Source organism: Pseudomonas sp. SORGH_AS_0211 (assembly GCF_031453455.1).
In the GTDB taxonomy this organism is placed as follows: domain Bacteria; phylum Pseudomonadota; class Gammaproteobacteria; order Pseudomonadales; family Pseudomonadaceae; genus Chryseomonas; species Chryseomonas aestiva.
This window is the reverse complement of the sequence record NZ_JAVIZV010000001.1, coordinates 4,152,153-4,172,616: the sequence shown is the minus strand read 5'-3', so window position 1 is coordinate 4,172,616 and position 20,464 is coordinate 4,152,153. Positions and strand designations below refer to the sequence as shown.

19 protein-coding genes are annotated in these 20,464 nt (G+C 66.3%); 11 read left to right on the top strand and 8 right to left on the bottom strand.

Annotation, left to right across the window (positions count from 1 at the left end; all coding sequences use genetic code 11):
* Positions 1–6 precede the first annotated feature (6 nt).
* The 4 genes from QE393_RS19300 to QE393_RS19285 all read left to right on the top strand — a co-directional run bounded on the left by QE393_RS19300 (position 7) and on the right by QE393_RS19285 (position 4,924).
* Positions 7–306 (top strand): sarcosine oxidase subunit delta, encoded by a 300-nt coding sequence (locus QE393_RS19300; protein WP_017639232.1) that lies wholly within the window; start codon positions 7–9, stop codon positions 304–306.
* Complete coding sequence (locus QE393_RS19295; protein WP_187980813.1) at positions 303–3,323, top strand: sarcosine oxidase subunit alpha; 3,021 nt, start codon at positions 303–305, stop codon at positions 3,321–3,323. Before QE393_RS19300 ends, QE393_RS19295 begins: the two co-directional genes overlap by 4 nt.
* A gap of 15 nt (positions 3,324–3,338) precedes the next feature.
* Positions 3,339–3,968, top strand: coding sequence for a sarcosine oxidase subunit gamma (locus QE393_RS19290; protein WP_158890323.1), 630 nt, complete (start codon positions 3,339–3,341; stop codon positions 3,966–3,968).
* Between the two features lie 98 nt (positions 3,969–4,066).
* Positions 4,067–4,924 carry a formyltetrahydrofolate deformylase gene (locus QE393_RS19285; RefSeq protein ID WP_133860137.1) on the top strand — a complete coding sequence of 286 codons (858 nt, stop codon included), beginning with the start codon at positions 4,067–4,069 and terminating at the stop codon, positions 4,922–4,924.
* Positions 4,925–5,202: 278 nt separating this feature from the next.
* On the opposite strand, the gene choV is transcribed toward QE393_RS19285, so the two are convergent.
* The 4 genes from choV to choX all read right to left on the bottom strand — a co-directional run bounded on the left by choV (position 5,203) and on the right by choX (position 9,545).
* Entirely contained in the window at positions 5,203–6,435 is a 1,233-nt protein-coding gene (choV, locus tag QE393_RS19280) for a choline ABC transporter ATP-binding protein (protein WP_208693277.1), read from the bottom strand.
* A gap of 3 nt (positions 6,436–6,438) precedes the next feature.
* Positions 6,439–7,281 carry a choline ABC transporter permease subunit gene (choW, locus tag QE393_RS19275; protein ID WP_059316705.1) on the bottom strand — a complete coding sequence of 281 codons (843 nt, stop codon included), beginning with the start codon at positions 7,279–7,281 and terminating at the stop codon, positions 6,439–6,441.
* Between the two features lie 116 nt (positions 7,282–7,397).
* The gene (locus tag QE393_RS19270) at positions 7,398–8,336 is read right to left on the bottom strand and encodes a choline ABC transporter substrate-binding protein (protein ID WP_310045087.1); all 939 of its coding nucleotides are present in this window, start codon (positions 8,334–8,336) and stop codon (positions 7,398–7,400) included.
* Positions 8,337–8,606: 270 nt separating this feature from the next.
* Entirely contained in the window at positions 8,607–9,545 is a 939-nt protein-coding gene (gene choX / locus QE393_RS19265) for a choline ABC transporter substrate-binding protein (RefSeq protein WP_310045086.1), read from the bottom strand.
* Positions 9,546–10,009: 464 nt separating this feature from the next.
* On the opposite strand from choX, the gene QE393_RS19260 reads away from it, so the two are divergent.
* A complete protein-coding gene (locus QE393_RS19260; RefSeq protein WP_133860134.1) occupies positions 10,010–11,107 on the top strand; it encodes a GlxA family transcriptional regulator in 1,098 nt (365 codons plus the stop codon).
* 15 nt (positions 11,108–11,122) lie between these two features.
* Here the strand turns inward: QE393_RS19260 and QE393_RS19255 are convergent, their stop codons facing one another.
* The 3 genes from QE393_RS19255 to QE393_RS19245 form a co-directional block, all read right to left on the bottom strand.
* On the bottom strand, positions 11,123–11,908 hold the full coding sequence (locus QE393_RS19255) for an N-acetylmuramoyl-L-alanine amidase (RefSeq protein ID WP_310045083.1): 786 nt from the start codon (positions 11,906–11,908) through the stop codon (positions 11,123–11,125).
* A 25-nt stretch (positions 11,909–11,933) separates the two neighbouring features.
* Positions 11,934–13,721, bottom strand: coding sequence for a GGDEF domain-containing protein (locus QE393_RS19250; RefSeq protein WP_310045082.1), 1,788 nt, complete (start codon positions 13,719–13,721; stop codon positions 11,934–11,936).
* 177 nt (positions 13,722–13,898) lie between these two features.
* Positions 13,899–14,528 (bottom strand): thiol:disulfide interchange protein DsbA/DsbL, encoded by a 630-nt coding sequence (locus QE393_RS19245; RefSeq protein ID WP_133860131.1) that lies wholly within the window; start codon positions 14,526–14,528, stop codon positions 13,899–13,901.
* Positions 14,529–14,729: 201 nt separating this feature from the next.
* Between QE393_RS19245 and yihA the strand changes: the two genes are divergently transcribed.
* On the top strand, positions 14,730–15,368 hold the full coding sequence (gene yihA / locus QE393_RS19240) for a ribosome biogenesis GTP-binding protein YihA/YsxC (protein ID WP_310045081.1): 639 nt from the start codon (positions 14,730–14,732) through the stop codon (positions 15,366–15,368).
* A 189-nt stretch (positions 15,369–15,557) separates the two neighbouring features.
* Here the strand turns inward: yihA and argC are convergent, their stop codons facing one another.
* The gene (argC, locus tag QE393_RS19235) at positions 15,558–16,511 is read right to left on the bottom strand and encodes an N-acetyl-gamma-glutamyl-phosphate reductase (RefSeq protein ID WP_310045078.1); all 954 of its coding nucleotides are present in this window, start codon (positions 16,509–16,511) and stop codon (positions 15,558–15,560) included.
* A gap of 261 nt (positions 16,512–16,772) precedes the next feature.
* Between argC and QE393_RS19230 the strand changes: the two genes are divergently transcribed.
* The 5 genes from QE393_RS19230 (at position 16,773) to QE393_RS19210 (ending at position 20,089) form a co-directional block, all read left to right on the top strand.
* Entirely contained in the window at positions 16,773–16,982 is a 210-nt protein-coding gene (locus QE393_RS19230; RefSeq protein WP_310045077.1) for a DUF1127 domain-containing protein, read from the top strand.
* A 73-nt stretch (positions 16,983–17,055) separates the two neighbouring features.
* Positions 17,056–17,376: a DUF2388 domain-containing protein gene (locus tag QE393_RS19225; protein WP_310045076.1), complete on the top strand. Its 321-nt coding sequence runs from the start codon at positions 17,056–17,058 to the stop codon at positions 17,374–17,376.
* A 100-nt stretch (positions 17,377–17,476) separates the two neighbouring features.
* On the top strand, positions 17,477–17,776 hold the full coding sequence (locus QE393_RS19220; RefSeq protein WP_310045075.1) for a DUF2388 domain-containing protein: 300 nt from the start codon (positions 17,477–17,479) through the stop codon (positions 17,774–17,776).
* Between the two features lie 34 nt (positions 17,777–17,810).
* Positions 17,811–18,131 carry a DUF2388 domain-containing protein gene (locus tag QE393_RS19215; RefSeq protein WP_007160025.1) on the top strand — a complete coding sequence of 107 codons (321 nt, stop codon included), beginning with the start codon at positions 17,811–17,813 and terminating at the stop codon, positions 18,129–18,131.
* Entirely contained in the window at positions 18,128–20,089 is a 1,962-nt protein-coding gene (locus QE393_RS19210; RefSeq protein WP_405046264.1) for a DUF4105 domain-containing protein, read from the top strand. Before QE393_RS19215 ends, QE393_RS19210 begins: the two co-directional genes overlap by 4 nt.
* Positions 20,090–20,464: the final 375 nt, after the last annotated feature.

The following is a 20,464-nucleotide window of genomic DNA, read 5'->3' as shown; positions in this document are numbered from 1 at the left end:
CCGAGCATGTTGTACATCCATTGCCCCCACTGCGGGGAATTGCGCTCCGAAGAAGAATTCCACGCCGCTGGCGAGGCGCACATCCCGCGTCCGCTGGACCCCGAGGCCTGCAGCGACGCGGAGTGGGGCGATTACATGTTCTTCCGCGACAACCCGCGCGGCCTGCGTCACGAGCTGTGGGTCCACGCGTCGGGCTGCCGCCAGTACTTCAACGCGACCCGCAACACCGAGACCTACGAAATTCTCGAAACCTATCCGATCGGCGAGCAGCCCCGCTTCACCGCCGAGCGAGGAGAGCGCACATGAGCCAGGTCCATCGACTCACCCAGGGCGGTCGCCTGGACCGCAGCCAGGCCATCACCTTCACCTTCAACGGTCAGACCTACCAGGGCTTCAAGGGTGACACCCTGGCCTCGGCGCTGCTGGCCAACGGTGTGGACGTGATCGGGCGCAGCTTCAAGTACTCCCGGCCGCGCGGCATCGTCGCCGCCGGTGCCGAAGAGCCCAACGCCATCATGCAGATCGGCGCCACCGAGGCCACCCAGGTGCCCAACGTGCGGGCCACCCAGCAGGCGCTGTACCAGGGCCTGGTCTCCGCCAGCACCAACGGCTGGCCGAGCGTCAACAACGACCTCATGGGCATCCTCGGCAAGGTCGGCGGCAAGATGATGCCGCCCGGGTTCTACTACAAGACCTTCATGTATCCGCAGAACCTGTGGATGACCTACGAGAAGTACATCCGCAAGGCCGCCGGCCTCGGCCGTGCGCCGACCCAGGTCGATCCGGATACCTATGACAACTTCAACCAGCACTGCGACGTGCTGGTAGTGGGCGGTGGCGCCGCCGGTCTGGCCGCGGCCCTGGCCGCCGGTCGCAGCGGTGCCCGGGTGATCCTGGCCGACGAACAGGAAGAATTCGGTGGCAGCCTGCTGGACAGCCGCGAGCGTCTCGACGGCGCCCCGGCCGCCGACTGGGCCGCCAAGGCGGTGGCCGAGCTGCAGGGCCTGGACAACGTGGTCCTGCTGCCGCGTGCCACGGTCAATGGCTACCACGACCACAATTTCCTCACCATCCACGAGCGGCTCACCGATCACCTGGGTGATCGCGCGCCCCATGGCCAGGTGCGTCAGCGCCTGCACCGAGTTCGTGCCACCCGCGTGGTACTGGCCACCGGCGCCCACGAGCGGCCGCTGGTGTACGCCAACAACGACCTGCCGGGCAACATGGTGGCCGGCGCCGTGTCCACCTACATCCGTCGCTACGCCGTGGCCCCGGGTCAGCGCCTGGTGCTGTCCACCAACAACGATTACGCCTACCGCGTTGCCCTGGACTGGCTCGAAGCCGGTCGCCAGGTGGTGGCCGTGGCCGATGCGCGGCCCAACCCCCGCGGCGCCTGGGTCGAGGAAGTGCGCAAGCGTGGCGTGCGCGTCATGGGCGGTACCGCCGTGAGCGAAGCCCGTGGCAACACCCGCGTGACCGGGGCCAAGATCGCCACCATCGACCTGACCGCCTTCCGCACCCTGGGTGGCGGCGAGTGGGTCGATTGCGACCTCATCGCCACCTCCGGCGGCTACAGCCCGGTGGTCCACCTGGCCTCGCACCTGGGCGGTCGTCCGCAGTGGCGTGAAGACATCCAGGCCTTCGTGCCCGGTCCGGCGCCGCAGAAGCGCGTCTGCGCCGGCGGCGTGAATGGCGTATTCGCCCTGGGCGATGTCCTGGCCGATGGTTTCGAAGCGGGCGCCACTGCCGCGGCCGAAGCCGGCGCCAAGGTGGTCAGCGGCGAGCTGCCCCAGGCCGAATTCCGCCAGGAAGAGCCGAGTCTGGCGCTGTTCCAGGTGCCCCATGACAAGCCGTCGTCGCGAGCGCCCAAGCAATTCGTCGACCTGCAGAACGATGTGACCGCCGCCGGCATCGAGCTGGCCTGCCGCGAGGGCTTCGAGTCCATCGAGCACGTCAAGCGCTACACCGCCATGGGCTTCGGCACCGACCAGGGCAAGCTGGGCAACATCAACGGTCTGGCCATCGCCGCCCGGGTGCAGAGCAAGGCCATCCCGGAAGTCGGCACCACCATGTTCCGCCCGAACTACACGCCCATCACCTTCGGTGCCATCGCCGGACGGCATTGCGGCCACCTGTTCGAGCCCAAGCGCTACACCGCGCTGCACGCCTGGCACCTCAAGCAGGGCGCCCTGTTCGAGGACGTCGGCCAGTGGAAGCGCCCCTGGTACTTCCCCAAGGCGGGCGAGGACCTGCATGCCGCGGTCAACCGCGAGTGCCTGGCCGTGCGCCGCAGCGTCGGCCTGCTCGACGCCTCGACCCTGGGCAAGATCGACATCCAGGGCAAGGACGCGCGGGAATTCCTCAACCGCGTCTACACCAATGCCTGGACCAAGCTGGACATCGGCAAGGCCCGCTATGGCCTGATGTGCAAGGAAGACGGCATGGTCTTCGACGACGGCGTCACCGCCTGTCTCGCCGACAACCACTTCCTGATGACCACCACCACCGGCGGCGCCGCGCGCGTCTTCGAATGGCTGGAGCTCTACCACCAGACCGAATGGCCGGAGCTGGAGGTGTACTTCACCTCGGTCACCGACCACTGGGCGACCCTGACCCTGTCCGGCCCCAACAGCCGCAAGCTGCTCGCCAAGCTGACCGACATCGACCTGGACAACGCCGCCTTCCCCTTCATGGCCTGGAAGGAAGGCCAGGTGGGCGGGGTGCCGGCGCGGGTGTTCCGCATCTCCTTCACCGGCGAGCTGTCCTACGAGATCAACGTGCCGGCCAACTACGCCATGGGCGTACTGGAGCAGGTGGTCGCCGCGGGCAAGGAATTCGACCTGACCCCCTATGGCACCGAGACCATGCACGTGCTGCGGGCGGAGAAGGGCTTCATCATCATCGGCCAGGACACCGATGGTTCGGTCACCCCCCAGGACCTGGGCATGGGCTGGGCGGTGAGCCTGAACAAGAGCTTCTCCTTCATCGGCAAGCGCGGCATGCATCGCGTGGACTGCGTCCGCGAGAATCGCAAGCAACTGGTCGGCCTCAAGCCCCTGGATGCCCGCGACGTCCTGCCGGAGGGCGCGCAGCTGGTGTTCGAGCGCAACCAGCCGATCCCCATGGACATGGTCGGTCACGTGACCTCCAGCTACCACAGCGCGACCCTGGGCTACGGCTTCGCCATGGCCATGGTCAAGGGTGGGCTGGGCCGCATGGGTCAGACCGTCTACGCCCCGCTGGCCGATGGCCGCTACATCGCTGCCGAGATCGTCTCGCCGGTGTTCTACGACCCCAAGGGTGAGCGGCAGAACGTCGCCTAACGAGGATAGCGCCCCATGAACAACATCAATGTGTACGACCAATACTCCGCCAAGGCGCGCGCCGAATCCCCGCTGTTCCACGCCGAGCTGAACAAGCTCGTCGGCCGTGGCCCGGCCACCGCCGGGGTGACCCTGCGCGAGCGGGCCCTGCTGGGGCACCTGGTGCTACGTGGCGATGCCCATGACGAAGGCTTCACCGGCGCCGTGCAGAGCGTGGTCGGCCTGGAAGTGCCCGGTCCGCTGGCGATCACCCAGAAGGGCGAGAGCTCGCTGCAGTGGCTCGGCCCGGACGAGTGGCTGCTGGTGGTACCCGGTGGCAGTGAGTTCGCCACCGAGCAGGCCCTGCGCCAGGCGCTGGGCGAGCGCCATGTCGCCATCATCAACGTCGGTGGCGGCCAGACGCTGGTCGAGCTCAAGGGACCCAAGGTGCGTGAAGTGCTGATGAAGTCCACCTCCTACGACGTCCACCCGGACAATTTTCCGGTAGGCAAGGCCGTGGGGACGGTGTTCGCCAAGTCCCAGCTGGTGATCCGCCACACGGCGCCGGACACCTGGGAGCTGGTGGTGCGCCGCAGCTTCGCCGACTACGTCTGGCTGTGGCTGCAGGACGCGAGCGCCGAGTACGGACTGCGCATCGAGGCCTGATCGGTCGCTGCGTTCAGTCGCTCCATCGAACCCGACCTGCGTTGCGCGCAGGTCGGGTTTTGTGATTCTGGCTTCATCTCCATGCAAAGGAATTCATCATGAGCCGCACGCCCGATACCTGGATCCTCACCGCCCAGAGCCCGAGTCGCCTCGGCACCGTGGACGTGGTCACGCGCTACCTCTTCGAGCAGGGCTGCTACGTCACCCAGCACCACAGCTTCGATGACCGCGAAGCCCAGCGCTTCTTCATCCGGGTGGAATTCCAGGTGCCCAGCGACTTCAACGAGGGCCTGTTCCGCGTCGGCCTGGACCTGCGCTTCACGCCCTTCGACATGACCTTCGAGCTGACCCCGCCCGGCTATCGCGCCAAGGTCGCCATCATGGTCTCCAAGGCCGACCACTGCCTCAACGACCTGCTCTATCGCCAGCGCATCGGCCAGTTGCCCATGGACGTGGTGGCGGTGATCTCCAACCACCCGGACCTGGAGCCCCTGGCGGCCTGGCACGGCATTCCCTATCACCACTTCCCGCTGGATCCCCAGGACAAGCCGGCCCAGGAGGCCAAGGTCTGGCAGGTGCTGCAGGAGACCGGCGCCGAGCTGGTGATCCTCGCGCGCTACATGCAGGTGCTGTCGCCCGAGCTGTGCCGCCGCCTCGATGGCTGGGCGATCAACATCCACCACTCGCTGCTGCCCGGCTTCAAGGGCGCACGGCCCTATCACCAGGCCTATGCCAAGGGCGTCAAGCTGGTGGGCGCCACCGCGCACTACATCAACAACGACCTGGACGAGGGCCCCATCATCGCCCAGGGCGTCGAGTCGGTGGACCACGCCCACTACGCCGAAGACCTGGTGGCCCGCGGCCGTGACATCGAGTGCCTGACCCTGGCGCGCGGGGTGGGCTATCACCTGGAGCGCCGCGTCTTCCTCAACGCCGGGCGAACGGTGGTGCTCTAGGTCTTCTCGCGACCTCCCCAGGCTGGCTGCGAGCTCGCCGAGACGCTCGCAGTCGGCCTGTCTGGTGTCCCCCCGATCATTTTACAGTCGCTTGGCAACACCCATGAGGCGCTGCCAGGCAGGGTGTCTGCGCGTCTATTGCCCAAGGGCCATAGGCGTAGCTGTGAGGATCACCGGAGGCGGGAGGCGGGAGGCGGATTGGCGAGCCAGGCGGGCTTTGCCGGCATTGGAGCAGGAGGGCGCGCACCCGCCTCAGTGGAGAGGCGGGTGCTGGAGAGTCAGCCCGCCTGGGACAGGGTCGAGCGGACTGCCGGCGGGACGACGTCTTCGCCGGCCTTTTCCAGATTCTTGCCCAGCAGGGCGTGGTAGAGCTCCTTGTCACCGAGGATGCCCACGGCGCGGCCGTCGGTCTCCAGCACCAGCTTGTGCCCGGTGTGGTAGCGGATCTCCAGGGCGTCGCGCATGCGGATGTCGGCCGGTGCCAGGGTCGGTTGGCGCTGCAGGCTGGTGACCGGCATGCCCGGGGTCCAGCGTTGCAGGGCCAGGCTCTCGCCGCCGCGGCGCAGGGCCTTGACCGTCTGGTTGTCCAGGGCCAGCCAGATGTCGTGGCTGCGCTCCAGGCAGATCTCGTTGCCCTCGCGACCGCACTTGTCCAGGCCGCGCATCAGGCTGTAGCCGCTGAGCACGTTGAGCGGATTGGTGTGGGCGACGAAGGTGCGCACGTATTCGTCCGCCGGATTGAGCACGATGTCCTCGGGGCGGCCGTGCTGGATGATGCGACCGTCCTTCATGATGGCGATGTTGGTGCCGATCTTGAGGGCTTCGTCGAGGTCGTGGCTGACGAAGACGATGGTCTTGTTGACCTTGGCCTGCAGCTGCAGCAATTCGTCCTGCAGTTGCTGGCGGATCAGGGGATCAAGGGCGGAGAAGGGCTCGTCCATCAGCAGGATGTCGGCGTCCATGGCCAGGGCGCGGGCCAGGCCGACGCGCTGCTGCATGCCGCCGGAGAGGGAGTCGGGTTTCTTGTTGCGCCACTGGGTCAGGCCGACCAGCTCGAGCTTCTCGTCCACCAGCTTCTTGCGCTCGGCGGCCGAGCGGCCCTGCATCTCCAGGCCGAAGCCGACGTTCTCGGCCACGGTCAGCCAGGGCATCAGCGCGAACTTCTGGAACACCATGGCGATGCGCGTGGTACGCATGTCCTTGAGCACCGTGGGCGAGCAGTTGGCGATGTCCACTTCGCTGCCTTTGTGCTCGATCAGCAGCTTGCCGCGGCTCACGGTGTTGAGGCCGTTGATGCAGCGCAGCAGGCTGGACTTGCCCGAGCCGGACAGGCCCATCAGCACGCAGATCTCGCCCTTCTGGACCTCCAGGCAGGCGTCCTCGACACCCAGCACCTGGCCGGTTTCCTGGAGGATCTCGCTGCGACCCTTGCCCTGGTCGAGCAGCTCCAGGGCACGCTTGTTCTGCTTGCCGAAGATGACGTCGACGTGTTCGAAACGAATGGCGGTCATGACTTATTTAACCTCGCGAGGGGCGGGTTGCTTGCACACCCGGTCGAGCAGGATGGCGATCAGGACGATGGACAGGCCGGCTTCGAAGCCCAGGGCGATGTCCGCGGTGTTGAGGGCGTTCACCACCGGCTTGCCGAGGCCGTCGGCGCCCACCAGGGCGGCGATCACCACCATGGACAGCGACAGCATGATGCACTGGGTGATGCCGGCGCCGATGCTGGGCATGGCGTGGGGCAGCTCGATGCGGGTCAACAGCTGCCAGCGCGAGCAGCCGAAGGCCTTGCCGGCGTCCATCAGCTCGGCGGGAACGTCCTGGATGCCCAGGCAGGTCAGGCGGATCGGCGCGGCCACGGCGAAGACCACCGTGGAAATCAGCCCGGGTACCACGCCCAGGCCGAACAGCGTCAGGGTCGGAATCAGATAGACGAAGGTGGGGACCGTCTGCATCAGGTCCAGGACCGGGCGCAAGCCGGTGTAGAACCAGGGCTTGTGCGCGGCGATGATGCCCAGCGGCACGCCCACGGCGATGCACACCAGGGTGGCGAAGACCACCTGGGCCAGGGTTTCCATGGTTTCCTGCCAGTACCCCAGGTTGAGGATCAGCAGCAGGGAAATGAGGGCGAAGATCACCAGGCCGATGCTGCGTTGCAGCAGATAGACCCCTACCGCGACCAGGGCAATGAAGGCCAGCGGGTTGAACCACATCAGGCCGGCGGTGAGGCCGTGGATGAGGCCGGACAGCACATCGGAGATCTTGTCGAAGACGCTGGCGCCATGCAGCGTCAGCCAGTCGATGAAGTCGGCGATCTGCTGGCCGAGAGGGAGCTTGTGGTCGGTGATTAACATAACGGTGCCCGTCAGGTAGGAGTGGACAGGTCGAAGCACGAGAACCGCTGATTCGTGCTTCGGCTGTGGCAGTACCCGCCCGAACTGGCGCGGGACAGTCGAATGTTAGTGTTCGATCAGGGTGCCAGGGCGGTCTTCGCCGCCTCCAGCGCAGGCTTGCCATCGCGGGTGGTCACGCCGGCCAGCCACTGGTCGAGCACCTGCGGATGCGCCTTGAGCCAGGCCTTGGCGGCGGCGCTCGCGGCTTGTTTTTCGTTGAGGACCTTGTCCATCAGCTGGTTTTCCATGTCCAGGGTGAAGGACAGGTTGGTCAGCAGCTTGCCCACGTTGGGGCATTCCTGGACGTAGCCCTTGCGGACGTTGGTGTAGATGGTGGCGCCGCCATAGTTGGGGCCGAAGACATCGTCGCCGCCCTGGAGATAGGCCATCTTGAAGCGGGTGTTCATCGGGTGGGGTTCCCAGCCGAGGAAGACCACCCACTGCTGGCGCCGCTCGGCGCGCTGGATCTGCGACAGCATCCCGGCCTCGCTGGACTCCACCAGCTTGAACTTGCCCAGGTCGAAGGTGTTCTTGTCGATCATGCCCTGGATCAGGCGATTGCCATCGTTGCCCGGCTCGATGCCGTAGATCTTGCCGTCGAACTTGTCGGCATTCTTGGCGATGTCGGCGAAGCTCTTGACCCCGGCGTCGTAGACATACTGGGGCACGGCCAGGGTGTACTTGGCACCCTCCAGGTTGGCGCGCACGGTCTCGACGCTGCCGTTGTCGGCGTAGGGCTTGATGTCCGCCGCCATGCTCGGCATCCAGTTGCCGAGGAAGACGTCGATGTCCTTGTTCTGCAAGGATTTGTAGGTAACCGGTACGGAGATCATGTTGGTCGTGGTCTGGTAGCCGAGGGCATGCAGCACCTCGCTGGTCACGGCCGTGGTCACGGTGATGTCGGTCCAGCCGACGTCAGCAAAGCGCACCTTGGCACAGGAAGCCGGCTCGGCTGCCTGAACAGCGAGTGGCGCCAGCAGGGCAACACTCAAGAGCCAACGGGAACAACCTTTCATGGACACATCTCCTTGCGTTTGGCGGGGTACCTTTCGGTGCGCCCCACGTGTATTTATCTGTAACCCATCCCCCCAGGCTCGCCTACCGCCTGCGTCGCTACCAGTGTACGCGGCGTCGTAACCAGAAGCGGAAATGTCGTATCCAGCGTGAGCCCCCGGACACGTCCGCGTCCGGCGCGCGGCGGCCGAGCGAGAGAGGCGGGCAGTGGCGCCCTGCGCCGCGGCGGCCCGCTACCCAGAGGTGTTGGCGACGGCTGGAGCGCTCGCGAATCAGTTGGCCAGACTGGCCTTCACCGCGACGTTGCCCGGTGCGCCGCTGCGGGTGGCGACACCCTTGAGCCAGGCGTCGAGCCGTTCGGGATTGCGCTTGAGCCAGTTGCGCACGGCGCGGCGCGGATTGTCCTTTTCGTTGAGCACCCGATCCATCAGCTGGTTCTCCATGTCCAGGGAAAATTCCAGGTTGCCCAGCAGCCGGGCCACGTTCGGGCACTCCTGGGCATAGCCCTTGCGCACCACCGTGTAGACCGTCGCTCCGCCCTGGTTCGGCCCGAAGTAGTCGTCGCCGCCGTCGAGGTAGGCCAGCTTGTGCCGGACGTTCATCGGATGGGGTTCCCAGCCAAGAAAGACGATCCACTGGTGGTCTAGCAATTCCTTCATCCGCACCTGGGTCAGCATGCCCTGCTCGCTGGATTCGTCGAGCCTGAAGTCGCCCAGGCCGAAGGCGTTGCTGGCGATCATCTTCTTGACCAGGGCGTTGCCGTCGTTGCCGGGCTCGATGCCGTAGAGGGTGTGGTCGAAGCGGTCGGCGAAGCGGGCGATGTCGGCGACGTTCTTGACCCCGGCGTCATAGACGTACTGGGGCACCGCCAGGGTGTAGCGGGCGCCTTGCAGGTTGGCGTGCAGGCGTTCGACCGCCCCCGCATCGACCAGCGGCTGGCTGAGCTTGGCCTGTGCCGGCATCCAGTTGCCGAGAAAGACATCGGCCTCGCCCGCGGCCAGGGCGTCGTAGGTCTGCGGCAGGGACAGGCGCAGCACCTCGGTCTCGTAACCGAGGGCGCTGAGCAGATAGCGGGCCGTGGCGTTGGTGATATTGAGATCCGACCAGCCGACATCGGCCAGGCGCACCTGCTGACAACTTTCGGCCTCGCCCGCCTGCACGGTCGAACTCAGCAACAGACCGGACAACCACAGCGCTTGGAAGATTTTCATCCTGAACTCCAGGGTTCGCGAAGGGAAGGGCTGGGCCACTGCACGTACCGGTCCGTCTGGCCCGCGCCTTGGTGGCTTTTCGCCACAAGTAGCCAGAAGGGCGACAGACGGTTGAAACGCCTGACCTACAACCGTGCCCACTGAGTCGCCATGCCACATTTTGGCGCGCGTCGGTTACGTCCCGGTGTTACCGATGGAATACATCTGGCGAAGTGCCATCGGCAAGAGGTCGGTCTCAGACCAGAAAGGTCGCTATTAAAAACCCTATCTAATCAACGCCATTGACCGCTGCTGAATGGGTTATTCGCGCCAGACAGCCTGCTTGAATCGAGGTTCACCCATTTTCGGCATGGGAATTGCGACATGACTTATGCGTCCGCGACACATTCTTCGCTCTTAGTCGTTTGACGGACCTTATTAGAGCCCAGTAAAGGGCCTCAGCCTGCGTGAAGGAGATTCACACCATGTCGCCCGTTCCCACCTCGTCACAGGCCCGTGCGGTTCAGTCCATCGGCTTTCTGCTCTTGGATAATTTCACGCTTATCTCTCTGGCTTCGGCCGTAGAACCGCTGCGTATGGCCAATCAGTTGTCGGGGCGGGAGCTCTACCGCTGGTGCACATTGAGTCTGGACGGTCGTCCCGTGCGGGCCAGCGATGGCCTGCAGATCACCCCGGACAGCGCCGTGAGCGCCGCCCCGGTGATGGACATGGTGATCGTCTGCGGCGGCGTGGGCATCCAGCGCAGCGTGTCGCGTGAGCATTGCACCTGGCTGCAGAGCCAGGCGCGCCAAGGGCGCAAGCTGGGCGCGGTCTGTACCGGCAGCTGGGCCCTGGCCCGGGCCGGCCTGCTCGACGGCTACGACTGCAGCGTGCACTGGGAAACCCTGGCGGCCCTGCAGGAAGCCTATCCGCGCGTGGTGCTCAGCACCCGGCTGTTCACCATCGACCGCAATCGCTGCACCGCCTCGGGCGGTACCGCGCCGATGGACATGATGCTGCACCTGATCGGTCGCGAGCATGGCCGCGAGCTGTCGGCGGCGATCTCGGAAATGTTCATCTACGAACGCATCCGCAACGAGCAGGATCATCAGCGCGTCCCGCTCAAGCACATGCTGGGCACCAACCAGCCCAAGCTGCAGGAAATCGTGGCGCTGATGGAGGCCAACCTCGAAGAGCCCATCGACCTCGACGAACTGGCGGTCTATGTGGACGTGTCCCGGCGCCAGCTGGAGCGCCTGTTCCAGAAGTACCTGCATTGCTCGCCGTCGCGCTACTACCTCAAGCTGCGGCTGATCCGCGCCCGGCAGCTGCTCAAGCAGACCACCCTGTCGATCATCGAGGTGGCCTCGGTGTGCGGCTTCGTCTCCACCCCGCACTTCTCCAAGTGCTACCGCGAATACTTCGGCATCCCGCCGCGCGACGAGCGCCAGGGTCCGACCATCCAGCAGCCCATCGCGCTGATGCCGTTGTCCCAGGAGCTGTCGCTGATGCCGGCCTCGTCCGCGCTGGCGGCCCTGAGCCAGGCCCAAGGCGAATCCACCTTCGCCAGCGTGCGGCTGTAAGCCGCCTCCGGCCGCCTAGCGAGCGCTGGGCAGGCTGAGCAGCAGCGCCGCCGTCTGCAGATCCGGCTGGCCGTCGAAACGGCCCGGCCGGTATTTCATCTGGAAGGCACCGATGACGTCGCGGGTGGCCGCATCGAGTACAGCGGTGCGCGGTACCGCATAACCGATCCGCGCCAGCTGATCCTGGAACCAGGCCGGCGGCGGCAGTATGCCGCCCAGGCTGGCCTGGCGCTGGGCGACCACTGCCGGATCCGGCCAGTTGATCAAGCCTGCTGCGGCCAGACGCGCCCAGGGAAACAGCGGCCCCGGATCCTGCTTGCGTCCCGGCGCGATATCGCTGTGGCCGACGATGGCGCGACGATCCAGGCCGTGGCGTTGTTCGATGTCCTTGAGCAGCGGAATCAGCGCCTGGATCTGGGCTTCGCTGAAGGGATACCACTGGCGCCCGGCCGAGGTGTCGCGAAAGCCCAGGTTGACCATCTCGATGCCAATGGAGGTGGAGTTGAGCCAGGTGCGGCCTTCCCATTCGCTCACGCCGGCGTGCCAGGCGCGGCGATTCTCGTCCACTAGGCGATAGATGGTGCCGTCGGTGTCGATCAGGTAGTGGGCGCTGACGCCGGCCTGGGTCAGTAGCTTGAGCGACTGCTGGGAGCCGGCCGCGGTGTAGTGCAGCACGATGTACTGCACCCGGCTGTCCTGATCGCGGGCGGTGTAGTCGTCATTGATGCGGGGACCGCTGGAGCAGCCGGCCAGGAGCAGGCCGCAGAGCAGCCAGGGGAGGAGCTTGAAGGGCTTTCGCACGATTACCTCGCGAACGTGGAAGGGGTCAGGCCACGTCCAGGCGATCGCGTCCGGCGCGCTTGGCGCGGTAGAGCGCCTGGTCGGCACGCTCGAATACGGTATCGGCATCCTCGCCTGGCGCAAAGGCCGCGAGACCAGCGGACAGGGTGATCACCACCCGTTCGCCCTTGAAATGGAAGGGGCAGGCGGCGACCGCGGCCCTTAGCTGCTCGATCAGGGTAACCCCGCCGGCGACCGGCGTGGCACCGAGTAGCATGACGAATTCCTCGCCGCCGAAGCGAGCGATGAAGTCGGTCTTGCGCAGGCGGCGCTGCAATTCGCTGGCGATGATCTTGAGCACCTTGTCACCGGCCAGGTGGCCATAGCCATCGTTGATGCGCTTGAACAGATCGACGTCGAGCACCGCCAGCAGCAGGTCGCCGCCGTGGCGCTGCCAGCGGGCCACCTCCAGCTCCAGGCGCTCGCTCCAGGCGGCGCGATTGGGCAGCCCGGTGAGGGGATCGCAGAGGGCCTTCTGCCGCTGTTCTTCCAGGTGGCCGCGATACTGCTGGGCCTCGCGCTCCATGCCGGCGACGCGCTCGGTGAGGGCGCTGAGCCTTTCGCTAGCTTCCTGCTCGCGGATCTCGCGCTGGCTCTGCTGGTCGGCCAGGCTGGTCAGCAGGCCTTCCAGGCGGCTGTCGAGCGACAGCTTGAGGCTGTCCAGGTCAGTTGCCTCCTGCACCTCGTTCTGCAATTCATTGACCTGGCCGCGCAGGGCGTCGCCAAAGGCGCGCTCCTGGGTCTGGCCGTCCTGGCGCCCGACGTGGACGTCCTGCAGACCGGTCTGGAAGGCGGCGAGGCGCTCGTTGAGGCGGCGCAGGTAGAGCTGGAATTCACTCTGCCCGGAATGGTTGAGCGCCAGCACCAGCACCGACAGGTCATCGAGCACGGGTACCAGTTCGTACCAGTTCAGGCTGCCCTGGATGCGCTGGCGCAGGTGCTCGGCCTGGGGCTTGTGGCTGTCCGGCAGCGCCAGGTCGTCGAGCAGCCGCAGCAGGGTGGCTTCCAGGTGTGGGGCAATGGCGCTGTAGCCGGGCTCGGGCACCGGGGGCAGGGCATAGGCCGGATCGGCCTGGGTCACCAGGGGTTCTACGGGGGGCTCAGAGGGCGCGGCGGGCGTACCCTCGACCGGCAGCGGCGGCAGGTCGGGCGTTGCCGGCGGTTCCGCCGCTGGCGCGGCTGCTGTCGCCGGCGAGGCGTCTTCTACTGCCGGACCCGACGTTGTCGCCGGCGCCTCTTCCGCAGCCTCGCCACGACCGCCCAGCAGGCGCTGCAGAAAGCCGGCACGGGTGGGCTGTTCAGGGTGCAGCTGACTCAGGGCCTGTTGCTGCAGACGACTGAATTCGCCGAGCAGCGCGGGCAATTCCCCTGGTTGGTCGGCAGCGGCCTGGGCGCGCTTGGCAAAGCCCTTGAGTGCCTTGCGCTGGTCGCGCGGCAACTCCAGGGTCTGCAATAGCCGGCAGAGTTCGGCGAAGGCCTCGGCCACCTGACGCGCGCGCAATTCCCGGCGCTGCTCGGAGTCGAGCACGGTGCGCTCCAGGCGCGGAATCAACCTGGCGAGATCGGCGTCGCTGTCGTCACGGCGGAGGATGTCGCGCAATTCGACCAGGCAGGCGTCCACCGCCGCGTCGTTGCCTTCGGCGGCCAGGCTGCTGCGCACGAGGCCACGACGCACCAGGTCCAGGCGGTTTTCCCACCGGCTTTCCAGGCGCTCGAGGTTCTCGAGGCTCTCCAGGTATTTGCTTTTCCAGCGTTCGACGTCCGCGCGCTCCATCCGCCCGCTCCAAAGGCTTGAGGCTGGCCAGCAGGCAGGCACCACGGGGCCGCCAGCCGACTTGATAGTGGCTAGGGTATCGGCGGTTACGGGGAAAGTTTGAGCAGGACGACCGGAGGCCGCTTGAGAGGGACGAGCTGAGGGGCCGCCGCCGCGGGGCGCGGCGGCGGTTGGCGCTTACTTGGCGGCGCGTTCTTTCTGGATCAGGAAGTCGGCGACCTTCAGGGTTTCGTCCGGACCACCCGAAGAGCCCAGGTCGAAGCGGTATTTGCCATTGACCACCATGGTCGGCACACCGGTGATCTGGTAGGCCATGGCCAGTTTCTTGTCCTTTTCCACCTGACCCTTCACGGCGAAGGAGTTGTAGGTGCTGAGGAATTTTTCCCGATCCACGCCCTGGGTGGCGAGGAAGTCGGCCATCTCCTCGGGGGTGGCCAGCTTCTTGTGCTCCTTGTGGATGGCGGCGAAGACGGCGTCATGCACCTTGGCTTCCACGCCCATGGCTTCCAGGGTCACGAACAGCTGACCGTGGACGTTCCAGATGCCGCCGAACATGGCCGGCACGCGCTTGAAGGAGACGTCGTCGGGCAGCTTCTTGGACCAGGCGTTGAGGGTGGGCTCGAAGGCGTAGCAGTGCGGGCAGCCGTACCAGAACAGCTCAACCACTTCGATCTTGCCGGGTTCGGACACCGGAACCGGACTGCTCAGTTCGGTGTACTGCTTGCCGGCCTGGATGTCGTCGGCATGGGCGGCCGCGCCGAACAGACTGGCGGCGGCGAACACGGCGGAGAAAAGCAGGTTGCGCATGGGACTACTCCTGGAAGAAGACACGCCCACCAACCGGGCATGACGGATTGCGGGCATTGTAGCCGGGTGCATCGCCGCGCCTAGTCGCCGCAGCGCCCGAGGCCGGCCATGTTCAGGCTTCGTTCAGGTTACCAGGGGCGCGGCTCTCGCCCGGCGCATCCGATATACTGCTGGCTTTGCCGCGCGCTCGCGAGTACCCCCATGTCCAGCTTCAAGAATCCCATCGTCGGTCTGTGCCAGCAGGCGTCCTTTCTCATCAGCGCCGCCAAGGTCGATCAGTGCCCGTTCGACAGCGGTCGCGAAGTGGCCTTCGCCGGTCGCTCCAACGCCGGCAAGTCCAGTGCGCTTAACACCCTGACCCACGCCAACCTGGCGCGCACCTCGAAGACGCCCGGGCGTACCCAGCTGCTCAACTTCTTCACCCTCGACGACGAGCGGCGCCTGGTCGACCTGCCCGGCTACGGCTACGCCAAGGTGCCGATCCCGCTCAAGCAGCACTGGCAGGAGCACCTGGAAGCCTATCTGAGCAGCCGCAATTCGCTCAGCGGCGTGGTGCTGATGATGGATATCCGCCATCCCTTGACCGAATTCGACCGCCTGATGCTGGACTGGGCCCAGGCCAGCTCCATGCCGCTGCACATCCTGCTGACCAAGGCCGACAAGCTGGCCTTCGGTGCGCAGAAGAACGCCCTGCTCAAGGTGCAGCGCGACGTGCGTCAGGGATGGGGCGATACCGCCAGCATCCAGCTGTTCTCGGCGCCCAAGCGCCAGGGGATAGAGGATGCCCAGCGCGTGCTGGCCGGCTGGCTGGGCCTCGACGAGTCCGCCGCCGAGGCATAAAAAAACTCCGGACTTCCATCGGGGGAGGGGAGAAGTCCGGAGTTCAAGACTGGACCGCCAAAGCAGGGGTCCAGCATCTGCCAACACTAAACAGCAAAGGAGCAGAACGGTTATCCGAACCGTTCAGCAATTCAGACGGGGCGCCTTGAGAAAGGTTCGCCCCGCCCGGGAAGAAAGCCGGCGCCCTGACTAGCGGCCGCTGGCGAGACCCAGACCCTCGTCGACACCCAGGTGCACGTTCATGCACTGAACGGCTGCGCCGGCGGCGCCCTTGCCCAGGTTGTCCAGGCGCGCCACCAGCGTCATCCGCTCGGCGTTGCCATAGACGAAGAGATCGGCGCGGTTGGTGTCGTTGCTTGCCTGGACGTCGAAGAAACCATTGTCCAGCTCCTCCTCGGCCGCTACCGACGCCACGCGAATGAAGGCTTCACCATCATAGTGACGGGCCAGCGCCGCCTGCAGATCGGCCGCGGTAGTGCCCGGACGCAGCTGGCTGGCGTGCAGGGGGATAGTGACTGCCAGGCCCTTGAGGAAGGGACCGACGATGGGGCTGAACACCGGCGCGGCGGCCAGACCGCTCTGCACGCGCATTTCCGGCAGGTGCTTGTGGCCCTGGCCCATGGCATAGGGACGCGGACTCAGCAGGCGGGCGTCGCCGCCGGCTTCGTAGGCGGCGATCATCTGCTTGCCACCACCGCTGTAGCCGGTCAGGGAAAAGGCCGACAGCGGGGTGTCGGGGGCCAGCAGGCCCGCGTCCACCAGCGGTCGGGCCAGCAGGATGAAGCCGGTGGCGTGGCAGCCGGGATTGGCGATGCGCTTGCTGGCGCGCAGCGCTTCGCGCTGACCGGGCGCCAGTTCCGGCAGGCCGTAGGTCCAGCTGCTGTCGGTGCGGAAGGCGGTGCTGGCGTCGATGATGCAGGTGTTGGGATTGGTCACCAGGCTCACCGCTTCGCGAGAGGCGGCATCGGGCAGGCAGAGAAAGGCCACATCGGCGGCATTGAGGAAGCGCGCGCGTTCGGCCGGGTCCTTGCGCTTGCTCTCGTCGATGCGCAGCAGTTCGATGTCCGAACGACCGGTCAGGTAGTCCAGCAGACGCAGGCCGGTGGTACCTTCCTGGCCGTCGACGAAAACTTTGAAGCTCATGGCGGTGCCTCTCGCGAATGGGCGCTGAAAGCCTCGATTGTAGCGACTCAGGCAGATCAGGCATACGCCGCGGAAAGCGGATACAGCCGTAGCTCGTCTGACCGGCGCAGTGAGCCGGATCAGCGCGGTTCAGGCAGGATCGACAGGTACAGATATAAAGCTGAATGATTTGTACGGATACAGTGCTTTACAGCTGTAGGTGGTCTGGTCCTGCGTCAGCGGCGAAGCTGGGGTTCCTCCACCGCTTCGCCGGATATCGCCATGGATCGCCTCTCGCCCGACACTGCCATTACCCGCTTCGTCTCCCCTCGGCGCGGCTGCCACGCGTTATTCGCGCTGCTGGTCCGCTGGCGCGTGCGGGCCCAGGGCCGGCGGCAACTGCAGCAGCTGGACGGCCGCGCCCTGGGCGATCTGGGACTGAATCTCGCGGATCAGCAGCGGGAAGGCGGCAAACCCTTCTGGCGAGCGTGAAAATCTGCGCCGGGATGCGACTTCCTCGGGCTGGCGGTAGTCTCACTCAGGCCTATCCAGACGGGAGTCCCCCATGAAAACCCTGCACCTGGGCGCCGCCGCGGCGCTGTTCTGCCTGTCCACCGCCGCCTCGGCGTCGAGCTTCTATGTCACCACCGACATCATCGTCAACGCCATCGATGCGACCTCGGACACCACCTCGTCCATCACTGGCTCCTTCAAGAACGACAAGCTGGTACAGGAAGCCCGTGACGATGCCGCCACCTTCGTTGGCAGCGCCGGCGACATCCGCGGCGTACGCCTGGAGGCGGCGCTGGACCACTTGCGCGGCCAGGCGCCCGAACTGCGCCAGGCGAGTGACGACCAGCTGGCCCAGGCGATTCTCGCCATCTGACGCGCAACACCGCGATACCCCCCGCACCCCGTGGCTGCTAGCCCGGAGCGGGGGGCTGCGTTAGCCTTGGCGACCATCTGCCACCGGAGGGTCGCCATCCATGCATATCCGTCGTTCTGCCGCGCTGTTGCTCGGCCTCTGTCTCGCCACGCCGGTCCTGGCGTTCGACTCCACCACCGAGGGTCTGGTGAAGACCATCTATGGCACCAGCCAGATCACCACGGCGCCGTTCCAGAACAAGCTGGTCCTGGCGGCGCGTGACGATGCCGCAGCCTTCGTCGCCACCGATGGCGCCCTGCGCGGTGCCCAGCTGGAGGAAACCTTCCGCGCCTTGCGCGCAGCCGATCCGGCGCTGCAGGCTTCCGACCGGGAACTCGCCGAGGCGATTCTGAGTCAGTAGTCCGTTTCAATTCCGTGACATCCCTGGAGTATCCATGCGCCGTTCCCTGCTTATCGCCGCTGCCCTGACCCTGGGCGTTTCGAGCCTGGCTCAGGCCCAGACCCTGGTGGCCACCAGTAACATCGTGGTGCGGGCGCTGCAGCGCAGCATCGACTTCACCTCCGATACCACCACTTCCATTCGCGACGCCAAGATGATCCAGGCCGCGCGTGGCGATGCCGCCAGCTTTGTCGCCACCGACGGCGACATCCGTGGCGTCCAGCTGGAAGAAGCCTTCCGCAGCCTGCGCGACCAGTTCCCGGCCGCGCGCCAGGCCAACGACCTGCAGCTGGCCCAGGCCATCCTGGCGCTGTGAGGAACCGCGCCGGCCGGCTGCGGCAGTGGCTGGCTGGCCTCGCGGCCGGCCTGGCCCTCGGCGGGGCTCAGGCCGCCCTGCACCTCGAACTCGATACCCAGGGCCTGACGCCCGCGCAGATCCAGGCCACCCAGCAACTGCTGGCTGAAGCCCAAACGCTGTTGCCACCCAAATTCAAGGCGGCGCTCGACGAACGCATCCCGGTGCGCTGGAGCAGCGAGTTGCGGGAAGAAGCCTATGGCGAGGCGGATCGGCGCAACCTGCTGCTCAATCGGCGCCTGCTGCCCAGTCTGGTGGACGGCAGCGACACCCGCATCCAGACCGGTCGCCCCCATGGCACCCAGCACCGCGAACTGCTGGCCACGGTGCTGCACGAGCTGACTCACTTCTATGACCGCGAGCGCGTCTGGACGCCCGAGCAGCGCCAGCTGATCCTCTCCTGCGGCGGCCTGGGGCTGACTTCCGACCAGTTGCCGGTGAAATGCCAGGGCCAGGCCGGGCGCAGCTATACCCTGTCCGATGATCCGCGGCTGCTGGACCTGGCCGGCTGGCAGGTGAAGACACGCAAGCACGGCAATCGCGAGTCGAAGAACCTCTTCATCGCGCGCAGTCCCGATCTCTATGAAGTCACCAACCCGAAGGAATTCGTGGCGGTGAACCTGGAGTACTTCCTGCTCGACCCGAGCTACGCCTGCCGGCGGCCGGCGCTGCAGCGCTACTTCGCCGAGCACTTCGGCTGGTCGCCGGCGCACGACGCCTGTCCGGGGCGCTACCCCTATCTCAACGCTGGCAACGACTTCGGCGAGGCGCCCCTGGGCTGGCTCGATCCGGAGCGGGTCTATGCGGTCGACTACCTGTTGGCCGAGGGCAACGAGCAGGTCATGAGCCGCTGGGGCCACAGCATGCTGCGCCTGGTGGTCTGCGCCCCGGGCCGGCCGCGCGGCCCGGATTGCCGACTGGACCTGCAATACCATCTGGTGCTGTCGTTCCGCGCCTTCGTCAACGACGTCCAGCTCTCCAGCTGGCGCGGCCTGACCGGCTCCTACCCGTCGCGGCTGTTCGTGCTGCCGCTGGCCCAGGTGGTGGACGAGTACACCAAGGTGGAGCTGCGCGGCCTGCAATCCGTGCCGCTCAAGCTGACCCGTCCGGAAATCGCCGACTTCCTCGAGCGGACCGCCCAGGTGCACTGGAGCTATGATGGCCAGTACTACTTCGTCACTAACAACTGCGCGGTGGAGACCTTCAAGCTGCTGCACGACGGGGTGCCGCGCCTGGCCGATGCCCAGCTCGATGTCATCACCCCCACCGGGCTGATGGATGCCCTGAGGTTCAAGGACCTGGTGGACACCTCGGTGCTGGACGATCCGCGTGAGGCCTTGCGGCTGGGCTATCGCTTCGACAGCTTCCGCGAGCGCTTCCAGGCGATGTTCAAGGTGGCCCGGGAGCGCCTGAAGCTGCCCCAGGCGGATGTCGAGGCCTGGCTGGCGCTGACCCCGCAACAGCGTCGCGAGCAATTCCAGCGCGCCGACCTGCGCGCCAGCGCCGCCCTGCTGCTCTTGGAGCAGGCGGCCTATCGCCGGGCGCTGTTGCAGGCGCAGACCGAACTCAAGGATCGCTACCTGGGCCAGGACGCGGTGGACAAGGCACGCTTCGGCAAGGCCGGCGGCGCCCTGGAGCAGATCCTCAAGGACAGCGGTTATCTGAGTCGTCCGGCCGAGCTGCTCGGCACCGACGGCTACGGTCTGCCGCAACCGGGGGAGTGGGAGCAGCTGACCGCCGAGAGCCAGAAGCGCCAGGCGCACCTGCGCAGTCTCAGGGACACCCTCAACAACGAAGTCCGCCAGCTGCTTTCGCCGGAGGCCCGCGATGGCCTGGACCTGACCGAGGCCAACCTGGACCTGCTCGGCAAGCACCTGCGCGAGCTGAACAAGGCCAGTGGCGGGCTGGAGTTGAAGTAGGGCGGTCGAAGCCGCTGTTGGGCTTCGCGTGGCTCAACCCAACCTACGGAGCCTGCGTAGGTTGGGTTGAGACGGTCCTATCGTCGAAGCCCAACGAGAGAGGGCATGTTGGGCTTCGCGTTGCTCAACCCAACCTACGGAGCCTACGTAGGTTGGATTGAGACGGTTCTATCGTCGAAGCCCAACGAGAGAGGGCATATTGGGCTTCGCGTGGCTCAACCCAACCTACGGAGCCTGCGTAGGTTGGGTTGAGGCGGTCCTACCGTCGAAGCCCAACGAGAGAGGGCATGTTGGGCTTCGCGTTGCTCAATCCAACCTACGGGGCCTGCGTAGGCTGGATTGAGACGGTCCTATCGTCGAAGCCCAACGAGAGAG